This window comes from Paenibacillus sp. MDV22-iso6 (assembly GCF_058408365.1).
In genome coordinates this window covers 1-14,302 of record NZ_JBZVDZ010000002.1, presented here as the reverse complement: position 1 = coordinate 14,302, position 14,302 = coordinate 1, and the positions used below count along the sequence as shown (strand labels likewise).

General features: G+C 49.4%; 15 protein-coding genes and 1 riboswitch. Of the genes, 12 read left to right on the top strand and 3 right to left on the bottom strand.

Translation table 11 applies throughout. The annotated features are described in order from the left end of the window. Positions 1 to 134 precede the first annotated feature (134 nt). From AC4PM4_RS06370 to AC4PM4_RS06315, 12 genes are all read left to right on the top strand, one after another. The gene (locus AC4PM4_RS06370) at positions 135 to 1,277 is read left to right on the top strand and encodes an iron-containing alcohol dehydrogenase family protein (RefSeq protein ID WP_269054744.1); all 1,143 of its coding nucleotides are present in this window, start codon (positions 135 to 137) and stop codon (positions 1,275 to 1,277) included. Then, entirely contained in the window at positions 1,274 to 2,329 is a 1,056-nt protein-coding gene (locus AC4PM4_RS06365) for an ABC transporter substrate-binding protein (RefSeq protein WP_491613113.1), read from the top strand. The genes AC4PM4_RS06370 and AC4PM4_RS06365 overlap by 4 nt, the downstream gene beginning before the upstream one ends. 27 nt (positions 2,330 to 2,356) lie before the next feature. After that, the gene (locus AC4PM4_RS06360; protein WP_491613112.1) at positions 2,357 to 3,142 is read left to right on the top strand and encodes an ABC transporter permease subunit; all 786 of its coding nucleotides are present in this window, start codon (positions 2,357 to 2,359) and stop codon (positions 3,140 to 3,142) included. A 23-nt stretch (positions 3,143 to 3,165) separates the two neighbouring features. Further along, on the top strand, positions 3,166 to 3,942 hold the full coding sequence (locus AC4PM4_RS06355) for an ATP-binding cassette domain-containing protein (protein ID WP_491613111.1): 777 nt from the start codon (positions 3,166 to 3,168) through the stop codon (positions 3,940 to 3,942). Between the two features lie 18 nt (positions 3,943 to 3,960). Further along, positions 3,961 to 5,088 (top strand): histidinol-phosphate transaminase, encoded by a 1,128-nt coding sequence (gene hisC / locus AC4PM4_RS06350; protein WP_491613110.1) that lies wholly within the window; start codon positions 3,961 to 3,963, stop codon positions 5,086 to 5,088. 108 nt (positions 5,089 to 5,196) lie between these two features. Continuing rightward, positions 5,197 to 5,299, top strand: a riboswitch (TPP riboswitch). Between the two features lie 174 nt (positions 5,300 to 5,473). Beyond that, positions 5,474 to 6,241, top strand: a complete 768-nt coding sequence (locus tag AC4PM4_RS06345; protein ID WP_491613109.1) for an ABC transporter ATP-binding protein — start codon at positions 5,474 to 5,476, stop codon at positions 6,239 to 6,241. Next, positions 6,228 to 7,040: an ABC transporter permease gene (locus tag AC4PM4_RS06340; protein ID WP_372828767.1), complete on the top strand. Its 813-nt coding sequence runs from the start codon at positions 6,228 to 6,230 to the stop codon at positions 7,038 to 7,040. Before AC4PM4_RS06345 ends, AC4PM4_RS06340 begins: the two co-directional genes overlap by 14 nt. 47 nt (positions 7,041 to 7,087) lie before the next feature. Continuing rightward, on the top strand, positions 7,088 to 8,155 hold the full coding sequence (locus AC4PM4_RS06335) for an ABC transporter substrate-binding protein (RefSeq protein ID WP_491613108.1): 1,068 nt from the start codon (positions 7,088 to 7,090) through the stop codon (positions 8,153 to 8,155). Positions 8,156 to 8,413: 258 nt separating this feature from the next. After that, positions 8,414 to 9,226 carry a hydroxyethylthiazole kinase gene (gene thiM, locus AC4PM4_RS06330; RefSeq protein WP_491613107.1) on the top strand — a complete coding sequence of 271 codons (813 nt, stop codon included), beginning with the start codon at positions 8,414 to 8,416 and terminating at the stop codon, positions 9,224 to 9,226. Further along, the gene (thiD, locus tag AC4PM4_RS06325; RefSeq protein ID WP_491613106.1) at positions 9,223 to 10,035 is read left to right on the top strand and encodes a bifunctional hydroxymethylpyrimidine kinase/phosphomethylpyrimidine kinase; all 813 of its coding nucleotides are present in this window, start codon (positions 9,223 to 9,225) and stop codon (positions 10,033 to 10,035) included. Before thiM ends, thiD begins: the two co-directional genes overlap by 4 nt. Further along, a complete protein-coding gene (gene thiE, locus AC4PM4_RS06320; RefSeq protein WP_491613105.1) occupies positions 10,035 to 10,700 on the top strand; it encodes a thiamine phosphate synthase in 666 nt (221 codons plus the stop codon). Before thiD ends, thiE begins: the two co-directional genes overlap by 1 nt. A gap of 172 nt (positions 10,701 to 10,872) precedes the next feature. Further along, a complete protein-coding gene (locus AC4PM4_RS06315) occupies positions 10,873 to 11,616 on the top strand; it encodes a MerR family transcriptional regulator (protein WP_063568456.1) in 744 nt (247 codons plus the stop codon). Between the two features lie 385 nt (positions 11,617 to 12,001). Here the strand turns inward: AC4PM4_RS06315 and AC4PM4_RS06310 are convergent, their stop codons facing one another. The 3 genes from AC4PM4_RS06310 to AC4PM4_RS06300 form a co-directional block, all read right to left on the bottom strand. Continuing rightward, positions 12,002 to 12,484 carry a hypothetical protein gene (locus AC4PM4_RS06310; protein ID WP_082935218.1) on the bottom strand — a complete coding sequence of 161 codons (483 nt, stop codon included), beginning with the start codon at positions 12,482 to 12,484 and terminating at the stop codon, positions 12,002 to 12,004. 264 nt (positions 12,485 to 12,748) lie between these two features. Then, positions 12,749 to 13,405, bottom strand: coding sequence for a deoxynucleoside kinase (locus AC4PM4_RS06305; protein WP_063568457.1), 657 nt, complete (start codon positions 13,403 to 13,405; stop codon positions 12,749 to 12,751). Continuing rightward, entirely contained in the window at positions 13,402 to 14,025 is a 624-nt protein-coding gene (locus AC4PM4_RS06300) for a deoxynucleoside kinase (RefSeq protein WP_491613104.1), read from the bottom strand. The genes AC4PM4_RS06305 and AC4PM4_RS06300 overlap by 4 nt, the downstream gene beginning before the upstream one ends. Positions 14,026 to 14,302 lie beyond the last annotated feature (277 nt).

Below are 14,302 nucleotides of genomic sequence, written 5' to 3'. Positions count from 1 at the left end.
AGATTCTTTCAATCGAAGTATAGGATGTATTGATTGTCCAGGTCATTGTAGTTGCCGAGACGCGATGCTAGAATCTAAACAATTTAAAACCAAGTTAAAACGTAAGAATAATAAGTTATAAGGGGAGTGTATTCATGATTACTGTTAAGGCACCCGCAGTATATGTACACGAGGCTAACATTCTTGAGCAAAGTGGTTCGCGGATTGCACAGCTTGGGCAGCATGTTCTCATCATCGCCGGTGAGTCTGCATTAAAAGCCGTACAGCCTTACCTTCTTCCTTCATTGGAGGAGCATAAGATCAAGTTCCATGTGCAATTGTTTCACGGTGAGGTTACAACAGGCCAGATTGATACTTTTACGCAGCAAGCCTTCGATTTGGATGTTGATCTGATTATCGGCGTCGGTGGTGGTAAAGTACTCGATCTGTCCAAAGCGGTGGCCGAGCAAGCCCAATTGCCCATTGTAACGGTCCCAACGATTGCCGCAACCTGCGCTGCCTGGTCCGCCTTAACCGTGCTCTATGATGAACAGGGGAAATCTGCAGGATATCGTCCCCTGCGTCGTTCGCCTGATCTCGTTCTGGCTGATCCTCATATTCTGGCGAGTGCACCAAGGCGATATTTGGCCGCAGGGATCGGTGACACACTCGTAAAATGGCATGAGTTCGCCGTTAATCTAAGTGGCAACGCCACCAGTCTCACTCTCCGAAACAGTGTCAGCACCGCCAAGCTTGCACTCGATATTCTTGAAGCGCACGCCATCGATGTCTATGAATCCACCGATACAACCGGTAGTACACCTCAATTCCGTGATGTTGCCGATGCCATTATTGTGCTCGCAGGCCTTGTAGGCAGCATTAGCGATGGATCACTTCATGCCGCGATTGCTCATGGGCTACATGATAGCCTCACCAAATTACCCGACACACACGCTTCACTACATGGAGAAAAGGTAGCCTTTGGACTCTTCACCCAGTGGATTCTTGAAGGCAAAGCAGGGGATGAGCTTCATGAGTTGACCACTCTGTTACATAAGCTGAATCTGCCTATCACTCTTGCCGAGCTTGGCATACAACAACAGCCTAAGGAAGCTGCTGCGTGCATTGCAGCAGGACTACAGCTGCGGGAAGGCAGTGCGGCGCATCTCTCCTTCGGAGTTAGTACGGCGCAGGTAACCGAAGCCATTCTTCAGGCAGACCGTATCGGCCAAACATTCATAGAATCCAGTCAGTCCAGTGAAAGCAGTACATACACCAAGGAGGTTTCCTCCCTATGATCCGTCCAAACCGCCATTACACTCTTCCCTTAACTGCCTTTCTGAGCGCGCTTCTGTTGATGCTGATCTCCGGCTGCTCTGCCGGAACTGACAATCAGGCCGCGGGTACAGGCACAACACCGACAGCGGCATCAGCTGCTTCGAATAAAGACGTTACCATTCGTGTTGGTCAGACCGGATGGAGCAATCTCGAATTGGGGCTAAAAGCCGCCGGACTCGATGAAACCCCCTATAAAGTCACTTATAACGTATTTCAGGGAGGTAACCTGATCCTTGAAGCGATGGCTGCAAACCAATTGGACTTTGGTGTGACCAGTGAAATTCCGCCCATTTTTGCATCTCAAGCTGCCAATGGTGGAAGCTTCAAGATTATTGCGGTACAACAAGGCAGCACCTTAAATCAGGAGGTCGTTGTTCCCAAAGGTTCATCGATCAAATCGGTTGCTGACCTGAAAGGCAAGAAAGTTGCTTTCGTAAAAAATACAACGGCCCACTATTTCCTGCTCAAAATGCTGGAAGAAGCCGGATTAACCTGGAGTGACATCAGTCCGGTCGAACTTTCAACAGCCGATGGACTCAGCGCCCTGATAAGCGGGAAAGTGGATGCACTTGCCAGTTACGGCAATGCCATCATCTCCGCACATCAGAATGAAGCAACAACGCTCGCCAGCGCCAAAGATATCCTGTCAGGCAGCTTCCTTGTAGCCGCCTCCGATCAGGCTATTGCAAATGCGGAACAGAAAGAGGCCCTTGCCGATTATCTGGAGCGAATCAACAAATTCAATGATTGGGCTCGTGCCAATAAGGATGCGTGGGCTCAAATTACAGCAGACAACACCCACCAGCCCGTGGATCAAGCCCTTAAAACCTACACGGATGGAGAAGCACAACGCCCATCACGTATTGTTGCCATTTCTGAAAAGGCCATCAAGTCTGAACAGGACGTAGCGGATACGTTTCAGCAAGCGGGAATTTTTGAGCAGGCAGTCGATGTGAGCACATTCTGGAGTGATGCACTTCAAAATCAACTTCCAGCTCCAGGTAGCCAATAACGAAGGAAGCAAGGAGGTAGGCATAACGTGCGGTCCAAAACCTTTAACCGGGCATGGTTTAACCAGTTCATTCCTTTTGTTGTACCACTACTCATTCTGGCTCTGTGGCAATGGCTTACTGCATCTGGAGTTGTTGCAGCCAATATTTTGCCCCGGCCCGCTCAGGTACTGGAGGCCTTCATTCGTCTGCTTCGTAACGGTGAACTACTGAACAATATCAGTATTAGCGCCAGACGAGCTTTGGGAGGATTCCTCATTGGTGGGGGTCTCGGTTTCCTGCTGGGTGTGCTGAACGGCATCTCCTCCCTTGCGGAAAAGATCGCCGACTCCTCGGTGCAGATGATCCGCAACATTCCGCATCTGTCCTTGATCCCCCTCGTTATTGTGTGGTTCGGGATCGGTGAAGAAGCAAAATTATTCCTCGTTTCCCTGGGTGTATTCTTTCCGGTATATCTGAATACGTTTCACGGCATACGATCAGTCGATCCCGGTCTGATTGAAATGGGCAAAGTATATGGCCTCAGCCGTTGGTCCCTTTATAAGGACATTATCCTGCCTGGTGCACTGCCTTCCATTCTGGTGGGCATTCGTTATGCACTTGGCATTATGTGGCTGACACTTATCGTAGCCGAGACGGTTGCGGCGGATGCGGGGATTGGATACATGGCGATGAACGCGCGGGAATTCATGCAGATGGACGTAATCGTCTTAAGCATTCTGCTATATGCCCTGCTGGGCAAGCTGTCCGATACCATCGCTAAATGGCTGGAACGGCGCTGGCTGCGCTGGAACCGGGCCCTATCCCGCAAGTAAAGCAAAGGAGTGTGTATTGATCCATGAGCACAAGTCAGATCAGTCCTTTTCTTCAAGTAGATGGGGTTCAGAAATCGTATGATCAGCGGACGATTCTATCCAACATCAACGTCAATGTAAGACAAGGGGAATTTGTAGCCATCGTTGGACGAAGCGGCTGTGGCAAAAGTACTTTGCTGCGTCTGATCGCCGGGCTGGAACCCCCCTCTTCCGGGAGCATTATGCTGGGCAACAGAAAGCTTGGCAGTACAGCACCCGAGACACGGTTTCTGTTTCAGGAAGCCCGGCTGCTACCTTGGAAATCCGTGCTCGACAATGTACGACTAGGTATCCCCGACAAGAACAAGGAAGATGCACGCCAGTCGCTTCGCAATGTAGGACTTGGAGAGCGTGAAGGTGATTGGCCGGGGGTATTATCTGGCGGACAAAAACAACGTGTCGCCTTGGCACGGGCACTCGCAAGTCATCCGCGTTTACTGCTGCTGGATGAACCGCTGGGTGCATTGGATGCATTGACCCGAATTGAGATGCAGCAATTAATCGAACGCTTGTGGGTAGAAGAATATCTGACTGTCATTCTGGTCACGCATGATGTCAGTGAGGCGGTTGCGCTGGCTGACAGGGTGCTGTTAATCGAGGATGGTCATATAACGATGGATACCCGAATTACGCTGGAGCGGCCACGTGTTCGGGACAGCGGGTTTGCTCATTTTGAAAACCTTATTCTGAATCGCTTGTTGACTCCGCCACAAGAGACACCACAGCAGATTGCCCAGAAACAGATATCATTCTCGATCTAATTCCACTGGAAAGAAGGCATGATTATGCAATCCCTTTCACCCGTTCCCTCTCCACCTGTCAAAGACCTGTTAACTCAAATTCCGGCTTATACGCCTGCCAAATCCATGGAACAGATCCGGCGGGAGTTGGGACTGGAAAGTGTGGATCGACTTGCAGCGAACGAAAATCCGTTTGGTTCCTCTCCCTTAGCAGCGGAAGCGGTCAGATCGCTGGGTTCTGATCTTTTGGCTCAATACCCCGACGGTTCCAGCCAACTGCTGCGTGACAAACTTGCGGAACGTCTGGGTGTGCGTACCTCCCAACTGGTATTTGGCAGTGGTTCATTCGAGCTCCTTACCCTTACCGCCCAAGCCTATCTTAATCCCGGCGAGGAATCACTCATTCCAGTGCCCTCCTTTAACTGGTATAAGGGCGCTACGCTGCTGGCAGGCGGGGTCATTCATGAAGTGCCTTTGGTCAACCATTCACTGGACCTGGAGCAATTCCGGCAACGGATCAATGCTTCTACCCGAATTATCTGGCTGTGCAATCCGAATAATCCAACCGGAACCATTTTCACGGCAGATGCCCTACTTGGTTTACTCGAACATGTTCCCTCCCATGTCGTGGTTGTCCTGGACGAAGCGTATTATGAATTCGCGGAAAGTGAAGATTATCCTGATACGGTTAAGCTGCTGGAGCAGTATAATAATCTGATTATTTTGCGGACCTTCTCCAAAATATATGGACTTGCTGGCCTGCGAATTGGATATGGCATCGGGAATGAAAGCATTATTGAAGGCATTAACCGGGTCAAGCTGCCCATCAGTCTGACAGCCACATCCCAAGCCGCTGCTTTGGCCAGCCTGGATGATCATGAATTTGTTTCTCACTGCCTGCACTACAATCGTCAAGGAAGGGAAACGTTAATGCAGTCCTTTGATCAGTGGAACTTACCCTACATCCCTTCCGAAACAAATTTCATCATGGTTGATCTGTTGCAGGATAGTGGCCCGATTACCCAAGAATTGTTGAACAGAGGCATCTCTGTTCGCGGCGGTGCCGAATTCGGTATGCCTACCTGGCTTCGGATTACGATTGGCACACCTGAGCAGATTGCCCGGCTGATCGGTGAGCTTGATTCACTGTTACATTCAAACGATTAGAATCCTAGGTTACTTTCCTAACTCACATCACGCACACTTCTTTTAAGCCGCCCTCTTTACATTCCACTTGCATGTGATATATGCTGAACACACAACTGCATATCTTGAACATTGCACTAGGGGAGCCTTGCGGCTGAGACGAATCGAACGATTCGGACCCTTTGAACCTGATCTGGATCATACCAGCGGAGGGAAGTGGAGCGGCCTCTCAGTAAGCGGATTTTTTCATGTTGATGATGAAATTTAATGTGAATTGAACTTACAGACCCACTCATTTCTCCGGAAATGGGTGGGTCTTTTTCGCGTTCTGCGAGCAGATCAGAAGGTGTAATTAAAGATCCCGCGGTTTGAAGTTGAATTATGAATACAAGGGGGACGGAACGAGATGGATAACGATATAACCATTCACAACATGAGCTACGCTTTCCCGGGAAAAAGGGATTCCCCCGTGCTCTCCAATGTGTCGATGACTGTAGCCAAAGGAGAATTCGTTTCGCTCATCGGTTCCAGCGGCTCCGGTAAAAGTACCCTCTTCAAGCTGCTGGCAGGCTTGCTTGAGCCAACACACGGAACCATTGACATTCCTTGGGTTCAAGAAGGAAAGCGACTGGGGCAGGTGGCCTACATGCCACAAAAGGACCTCCTGTTATCCTGGAGAACCGTCATGGGGAATTGCATGCTTCCCTCTGAACTGGCTGCAGGTCGGCAGGATAAGATAAGGATTCGAGCAGATATCCTGGCTGGCCTCGACAGATTTGGCTTATCCGGCCACGCGCATGCTTACCCGGACGAGCTTTCAGGTGGCATGCGCCAGCGTGTCGCGCTGCTTCGTACTTTGCTGACAGGTGGCCAACTTATGCTTCTGGATGAACCATTCGGCGCACTCGATGCCCTGACCAAACGGGATATGCATCGCTGGCTGCTGGAGCTATGGGAAGGCCTGGGCAAAACCGTGTTGTTCATCACACATGACATTGAAGAAGCCCTGCTGCTCAGTGATCGGATTATCCTGTTAACTCCGGTGGGCCAAGGTCAACAGCTGCAGGATCTGTCGGTACCTTTAGCACGTCCAAGACATTCGGACATGATCTACGAACCGGCTCTCGTTCAGATGAGACGACAACTGGAGGAACAATTGCATGCAAGACGGTAACTTGAGAGATAGCATGAAGCATAGCATAAGAGGTTGGCTTGCCCGTTATGGTCTGTTTCTTTTGCTCATGATCTTGCTGCTTGTCATCTGGGAGTGGATTGTGCGTATGGGGTGGGTGCCTTCCTTCATCATTCCAGCCCCGACGGCGATTGCCATTTCGCTGTATGAACATCGCCGCCTCTTGTTGGCTACACATCTGCCCGCTACCTTGATGGAAGTTGTCGTTGGTTTTGGCTTGTCCATTGGTGCCGGAATTGCACTTGCAACGGGTATGTATATGAATCGGTCGATTGAAAAAGCGTTATATCCCTTCATCGTGATCAGTCAGACGATCCCGCTGATTGCCTTGTCCCCCGTCTTCATCCTATGGTTTGGCTACACCTTGTGGAGTAAAGTCGCGGTGGTGTTCCTGATCGCATTTTTCCCGATTGTAGTAAGCACCTACGATGGCCTGCGCCAGGGTGATCCGGAGCAGCGTGAACTGCTGCTGACGATGGGGGCCAGCAAGTGGGATATTTTTCGCAAACTCCAGATTCCACTTGCCCTTCCCTCCTTCTTTTCGGGACTGAAAATGTCTGTGGTGTATTGTGTGGTCGGTGCAACGATCGGGGAATGGCTCGGTGGAAGCAAGGGTCTCGGTTACTTCAGCCGCAGAATGTCGAGCAATATGAACACGGATGCAATGTTCGCCGCCATTGTGCTGTTATCCCTGCTCGGTATCGCCCTGTTTGTACTCATTGCATGGATGGAGAGAAGATTCAGTACACCACGTCATGCAGGTAGAAGAAAAACTGGATAACTTTCGGATTTCAAAAACAGATAAACGGAAATGAGGAATTTGAAGCTATGAAGAAAAAACATATCTACTCCCTACTCCCCATTCTGCTCATATCTATGTTACTGATTATCAGCGGATGTGGAAATACGGGTACCAATACACCTGCTACAGATTCAGCTTCCAAAGCAAAAGATACAGAATCATCTTTGGCCGAACGGCCATCGACATCCAAAGACAAGCTGTCCATCATGCTCGATTGGTACCCAAATGCAGTGCATTCCTTCATCTATGTTGCTCAGGAGAATGGTTACTTCGCGGATCAAGGTCTGGATGTCGATATCCAGATGCCTGCCGATACGAATGATGCACTCAAACTTGTTGCCGCCGGGAAAATCGATCTTGCACTAAGCTACCAGCCGCAAATTTTGCTCGCGCGTGGGGAGAACATTCCTGTACGTTCGATTGCAGCCGTCGTTCGCCATCCGCTCGTGCATCTGTTGACTGAAGCAGACGGTAAAGTGAAATCGCCAAAAGATCTTGAAGGGAGGACGGTCGGCTATTCCTCAATCCCTTTGTATGAAGCAATGGTGCGTACCATGATCAGCCAGGATGGCGGTAATCCCGACAAGATGAATTTGGTGGATGTGGGATTTGACCTGATCCCTTCCCTTGCTTCCGGGCAGGCAGATGCCATTATGGGTGGTTTTATTAACCATGAACAATTGATTCTGGAAAAGGAAGGCCATGCCATGAAAGCGATCAATCCCGTCGATTACGGCGTACCTGATTATTATGAACTGGTCCTCACTGCAAGTGATGCGGGCATTGAAGCGAAGAAAGATCAGCTTACCCGCTTCATCAAAGCGATGCAGGAAGGACAGAAATATGTAACAGAGCACCCCGAGGACGCGCTGAACATTCTGCTCGCACATGAGAACGAAACGTCTCCACTTGACCCGGAGATCGAAATCAAAAGTCTAAACATTTTACTGCCACTGATGAATGAAGAAGGTCAGCCGTTTGGCAGGCAGGACGCCTCTTCTTGGGAAAATGTACGTGCATGGTTGGTTCAAAGTGAACTGATTCCGGATTCCGTAAAGGCTGAGGATGCTTTTATCAACTTGCAGGGTGAGTAAGTAAAATCGATTACTGGACGAGATCAAGGGAAATTTGAAAGTTGTAAATTCATTATCAGATGTCGCCCACATGAGTAGTTACGGAATTCAATAACTGTACGATTAGAATCTTTATCGAGGATAAGGACTCTTTAATTAAGCTTTCTATATGGACTTTCCAGCTATCCGAGAATAACTTTTAGTTCCCATGAATTTAATGGCCCACCCTGCCCTGACACTTTTATTGATTAATTTGCTTATTTATAAGGAGGAACTCATATGTCTTATCTGGAACGTGTTCGTACACAAAACCCGCTTGTTCATAACATTACGAATATTGTCGTCGCTCCGTTTACGGCAAACGGTTTGCTCGCACTAGGTGCATCTCCCTTTATGGCCTATGCGCATGAAGAAGTCGCAGATGTTGCCAAGATGTCGGGAGCGGTTGTACTGAACATTGGTACTCTGGACGAAAAGGTAGTTGAGGCGATCCGCCTGGCTGGGCAATCGGCTAATTCAAATAACGTGCCTGTTGTGCTCGATCCGGTTGGAGCTGGCGCAACCGCCTATCGTACGGAAACCGTTCAGATGCTCGTTCGTGAGCTTCGCCTCACGATATTGCGTGGCAATGTGGCAGAAGTCGCGAATGTCATCGGTGAGCATTGGAGCATCAAAGGTGTGGATGCAGGTCAAGGCGATGGAGATCGAATCGGAATAGCGGAACGGACAGCACAAAAACTCGGCTGTGTGGTCGTCATTACCGGACGCCAGGATGTCATTACGGATGGACAAACGACGTTCCTGACGAGTAATGGACATGCCTTGCTTACCCAAGTAACTGGTGCAGGCTGCTTACTCAGCTCGATAATTGGTGCTTTTGCAGCCATTGCGAAACCAGGAGACGACTTGCTGAGCAGTGTTGTGGAGGCACTCGTTTTCTATGGCGTTGCAGCAGAGATTGCGGCGGAACGTACCGCTGACCTGGGACCGGGCAGCTTCCAGATCGAATTGCTGAATCAACTGGCTCAAGTGACACCTGACGTTCTCGCGCAGCGGGCACAGGTTCGCCAGATTGATGGAGGTGCGCAATGAGTATTACACAGGCTTTGACGATTGCTGGTTCCGATAATGGTGGCGGCGCCGGAATTCAAGCTGATCTGAAGACCTTTCAGGAGCTCGGTGTATACGGCATGACTGTGATTACAGCTATTGCTGCCCAAAATACAACAGGTGTGCAGGGCGTCTTCCCTATTTCATATGAAGGTATTGCTCAACAGTTGGATTCGACCGGTGATGATTTTCAGCCTACAGCCGTGAAGACGGGCATGCTCTACAGTGCTGAAATAATTAAACTGGTAGCCGAGAAATGGCGGCAATACGGATGGTGCAATCTGGTCATCGATCCGGTTATGGTTGCCAAAGGCGGCGCTCCCCTGCTGCAACAGGAGGCCGTTCAAGCGCTAATTACGGAGCTGCTGCCTCATGCACTGATCACGACGCCGAACATTCCGGAAGCCGAGCTTCTTACAGGAATGTCTATTATGAATTTGAGTCAGCGTGAAGAAGCCGCAAGGCAGATCGTGCAGATGGGCTCCACGTATGCTTTGGTGAAAGGTGGTCATGATGGGGGAAATGGCATCATTGTCGATGTGCTCTATGATGGGCAGTCTTTTCACTATCTGGAGAACGTTCGGGTAGTGACAAGGCATACCCATGGAACGGGATGTACGTATTCTGCGGCCATTACTGCCGAATTGTCGAAAGGCTCAGCTGTGCCGGCTGCCGTCACCACCGCGCGAGCATTCATTCAGGCAGCCATCGAAGATGAGCTGGGGATTGGGGCCGGACATGGGCCGACGAATCATTTTGCCTATCAGCGCAGACTGCGGGGTGAACAGTAATGCGCCCACTGGATGCAGAAGCGGTACGGCATGCGATGCAGGTGTATTTGGTAATGGGCAGCGTGAATACGACGCGTGACCCCGTGGAAGTGCTGCGCCAAGCCATCGCTGGCGGCATTACGCTGTTCCAGTTCCGTGAAAAAGGAACTGGCGCTCTGGTTGGCGAAGCACGCATCACGCTTGCGATGCGGCTTCGCGAGGTGTGCAGCCAGCACGGGATACCGTTCATCGTGAACGATGATGTGGAGCTGGCTGTGACTGTGGAGGCCGACGGCATACATGTCGGCCAGGACGATGCGGACGCGGCGCTGGTACGCGCCCGCATCGGAGAAGGGCGGATGCTTGGCGTATCCGCCCACTCCGCGCTGGAAGCCCGCCGTGCGGTGCAGGCGGGCGCCGACTATCTTGGCGTCGGGCCAATGTACCCGACGCGGTCCAAAGCGGATGCCCATGCTGTGCTGGGCCCCGCAGGGGTTGCCGAACTGCGCGCCGCAGGCATCGCAGTTCCGGTGGTGGGTATCGGCGGCATTACGCCCGATACCACGGCCGCCGTGATGGCGGCAGGAGCCGACGGCGTAGCCGTCATCTCCGCCATCGCGGGCGCGGCCGAGGTGCGCGCAGCGGCTGCGCAGTTCGCTGCGGCGGTGCTCGGGATGCAGGCGTAGCCACGCGCTCCCTGCACCGCCAGTCCGTGTGCCGCACCAGATAGATGGTGCAGCACATTCAGTTATTCTCAAGATGCAGCTTCCGTGCCTGCATCTTATTTTTTTCATTTTCACCTGTTGACTCTCACGTAACGTGACGCTGTACAATCGGTGGTGTAAGGAGGTTTCCATCATGGCCATGAAAGTAAAAGAAGTGGCCGAACTTGTCGGGATCAGTGTGCGCACACTGCATCATTATGATGAGATCGGACTGTTAACACCGGACGAAGTGACTTCTGCCGGATATCGACTGTATTCAGATGCCAATCTGGAAATGCTGCAGCAGATTTTATTTTTTAAAGAACTCGATTTCTCTCTGAAAGATATCAAGGAGATTACAAACAATCCATCTTTCGATCGAGAAGAAGCCCTGAATATGCATCGCCGTATTTTGTTGGAGAAACGCCAGCGGTTGGACCAAATGATCGCCACCATTGATAAATCGGTTCAACACGTGAGAGGAGAAATTAAGATGACAACCAAAGAACAATTTGAAGGGTTTAATTTCAGTCATAATCCGTATGAGCAGGAAGCGCGGGAACGTTGGGGAGACCAAGCAGTGGATCAGGCTAATCAAAAGTTACACAACCAGTCTACTGGGGAGCAAAAAGCTCTATCCGATCAAATGAATTCAATCTACGCTCGTCTTGCAGCAATTCGTCACACGGATCCAAACTCTGCCGAAGCTCAAGCCGGAATCTCGGAATGGTACAGCTATCTGAACAACATGGGCAATTATTCTCCTGAAGTCTTCAGAGGGTTAGGCCAAATGTACGTAGACGACGAACGTTTTACACGTAATATTGATCAATTCGGCGAAGGCTTGGCTGTATTTATGAGGGATGCCATGGCTGTGTTTGCTGATCGAAACAGCTAATCTAGGCCTACATTGATTCCACCTATAGCATTATCCGTATTATCCGATGCCCCTCGCAATCAGGTATACGTTGTAGACAAGTAGTTCCATTTCGAACTTTCTATTGCTAATGAAAACTTGCTCTCTCGATATAGGCAATATGCTCGTGTTAAATAGAACTCCGTTCTGCCACATCTTTTCCGTGTTCATGCAATGTGCTGGACAGCCGAGGGATTCAACATTACTCAGTTTACACAAAAAAGGGACGTACGCCCTAAGACGTCACGTCCCTCTTGTAGTATCTCAGCCGCAATGTGAATAAGCCATTACAGTTATTCACTCTGAGTACTTTTTTAATGGAGGCAGTCTCTGTATTACACAGGCCTTGCTTCCTGCTATCCATTGGTTAAGCTCTAGGAGCGTGATCAGACGAAGAAGCATCCGATGCCAGACTGGTCTTCGCCATCCGTCCTGGAATCTGCCATGCCGATACAATCGCCAGTACGATGAATAACAGGTCAACCGGCTCGCTGAAATAATCCGTAAAGGTATCCACAAATGCACTTACCATCTCACCATCGAACACCAGATTCATCATGCTCGCATCGCTGAACAACTCGGAAGTAAAATACACCACCGTCAGATACTTCCCAAGCAAAATGCCGATAAGTGCAAAGATGACTGCAATGGCTTTGTGTACTGTCGCGATCCGTTTGTTCGAAAACAATACAACCGCGTAGCCTGTGAGCGCCCCAATAACGATAGCAATGAGCCCAAGCTCCCTTTCCGTCATGGCAGCGATCACTGCCCACACAATGCCCCCTACAACTGCTGCCAATAATCCACCAACGATTGGCATGCCGATCTTGATCCCTTGTTTCTCTTCCACGTTGTCTTTCCCTCCTGAGTCATGCTTATGCTTATTTTCCAGAATTCACCTTTCCTATGAAACCACAAATACTCCTTTTATTCAACAAATTTCTACTACCTTATAATCATTAAAATAGGTTCTGTGCCCATGCTTTTATCTCAATATAACGCAAAAAATCCCCTCTATCAGCCTTGAATTGGTAGAGAGGGGATCTCATTTAATCTTATTAATTTAATAACTCTTTCATTAGCCTATGAATAACATACTTAGATAAGTTAATGTTTATAATTGCGTAGCGTTGGAGGGATTAATGACAGCAGCAATCTGCGCCAAAATGGCATCCACCGATGCTGGGTCATTCACATCGTACTCATCGATGTTCAAACGCAGTACCGGACAGGCCGTAAATTGATTAATCCATACCGAATAGCGCTCATGCATATGCTCCCAGTAGGAACGGTCCGTCTGAATCTCCATCTCCCGTCCGCGTTCCGTAATCCGATTCAGAATGGATGGCAGGCTGCCTTCCAGGTAAATCAGTACGTCCGGATGAGGGAAATACGGTGTCATCACCATAGCTTCAAACAAACTGCTGTACGTCTCGAAATCCGTAGCCGACATTGTGCCCTGATCCGCATGCATTTGTGCAAAGATACCTGTATCCTCATAGATGGAACGATCCTGTACGAATCCGCCGCCCAGTTCAAAGATTTTCTTCTGTTCCTTAAAACGCTCTGCCAGGAAATAAATCTGCAAATGGAAGCTCCAGCGTTCAAAGTCATGATAGAACTTCTCCAGATATGGATTGTGGTCGACTTGTTCAAGTGAAGTCTTGAAACTCAAACGTTCTGCCAGTGCCGCTGTCAGAGTGGATTTGCCCACCCCAACGGTACCTGCTACCGTAATTAATGCATTGGCCGGAATGCCATAGTTGTTCATGTGATGTACTCCTTTACCATATTAACAATCTGTTTGAAATGTTCGGGATGTTCTACAAAATCGAGCTGCTCCGCATTCACCTTAATGATAATTGGCGGATTCGGGCTGCTAGCCAGGTAGTCCATACCTGTTTTATAATCTGCAATTAACTGCTCCATATAAGCGGGGTCCATATCCTGCTCAAAAGACCGTCCACGTTTGTTGATCCGGTTCATCAATGTATCGAGCTCAGCCTCAATATAGAGCACCAGATTGGGTTTCGGCAGATCATCCGTTAAGAGGTGATAGATTTGACGGTATTTGTCCCGTTTCGTGCCCTTTAAGGTACGATCGGCAAAAATCATATTTTTATAGATATGATAGTCCGAAATGACGGGTGTATTCTTCTTAATGTAGTGCACGCCTGTGTCTTCCAGTTGCTTAAACCGGTTACACAGAAAAAACATTTCAAGCTGGAAGCTCCACTCATCTATATCCTGATAGAAGGAAGCCAAAAAGGGATTCTCTTCTACAATTTCCTTGACCAGCGGAAGGTTCAATTCCTGAGAAAGCATCGTTGCTAACGTTGTTTTCCCCGCACCAATCGGACCCTCCACGGCAATAAACGGGGCTGATTTCATCGTGATTCAGTTCCTCCTCGTACTCATGCGTGTTTCCGTTTCTATATAGACCCCACCTATTGTATCACAGCTTGGATGATGGGAAGGCCAGTATTTTATGTATAAAATGAGTTTTATCTCTAAGACCAAGATATATAAAACAGCCTACAGGAGTTATATTCATTCCCATGATCATAATAACAGAAAAAGACACGATCGCTTATCTACGATCGTGTCTTTTGATTGCTTGGCGGCGTCCTACTCTCCCAGGACCCTGCGGTCCAAGTACCATCGGCGC

Bases quoted from the DNA above. Each gene is read 5' to 3' on its own strand.
- AC4PM4_RS06370 (WP_269054744.1), top strand. From the start codon at position 135: ATGATTACTGTTAAGGCACCCGCAGTATATGTACACGAGGCTAACATT.
- AC4PM4_RS06300 (WP_491613104.1), bottom strand. From the start codon at position 14,025: ATGAAATCAGCCCCGTTTATTGCCGTGGAGGGTCCGATTGGTGCGGGG.
- AC4PM4_RS06305 (WP_063568457.1), bottom strand. From the start codon at position 13,405: ATGAACAACTATGGCATTCCGGCCAATGCATTAATTACGGTAGCAGGT.
- AC4PM4_RS06340 (WP_372828767.1), top strand. From the start codon at position 6,228: ATGCAAGACGGTAACTTGAGAGATAGCATGAAGCATAGCATAAGAGGT.
- AC4PM4_RS06355 (WP_491613111.1), top strand. From the start codon at position 3,166: ATGAGCACAAGTCAGATCAGTCCTTTTCTTCAAGTAGATGGGGTTCAG.
- thiD (WP_491613106.1), top strand. From the start codon at position 9,223: ATGAGTATTACACAGGCTTTGACGATTGCTGGTTCCGATAATGGTGGC.
- thiE (WP_491613105.1), top strand. From the start codon at position 10,035: ATGCGCCCACTGGATGCAGAAGCGGTACGGCATGCGATGCAGGTGTAT.
- AC4PM4_RS06345 (WP_491613109.1), top strand. From the start codon at position 5,474: ATGGATAACGATATAACCATTCACAACATGAGCTACGCTTTCCCGGGA.
- AC4PM4_RS06315 (WP_063568456.1), top strand. From the start codon at position 10,873: ATGGCCATGAAAGTAAAAGAAGTGGCCGAACTTGTCGGGATCAGTGTG.
- thiM (WP_491613107.1), top strand. From the start codon at position 8,414: ATGTCTTATCTGGAACGTGTTCGTACACAAAACCCGCTTGTTCATAAC.
- hisC (WP_491613110.1), top strand. From the start codon at position 3,961: ATGATTATGCAATCCCTTTCACCCGTTCCCTCTCCACCTGTCAAAGAC.
- AC4PM4_RS06365 (WP_491613113.1), top strand. From the start codon at position 1,274: ATGATCCGTCCAAACCGCCATTACACTCTTCCCTTAACTGCCTTTCTG.
- AC4PM4_RS06335 (WP_491613108.1), top strand. From the start codon at position 7,088: ATGAAGAAAAAACATATCTACTCCCTACTCCCCATTCTGCTCATATCT.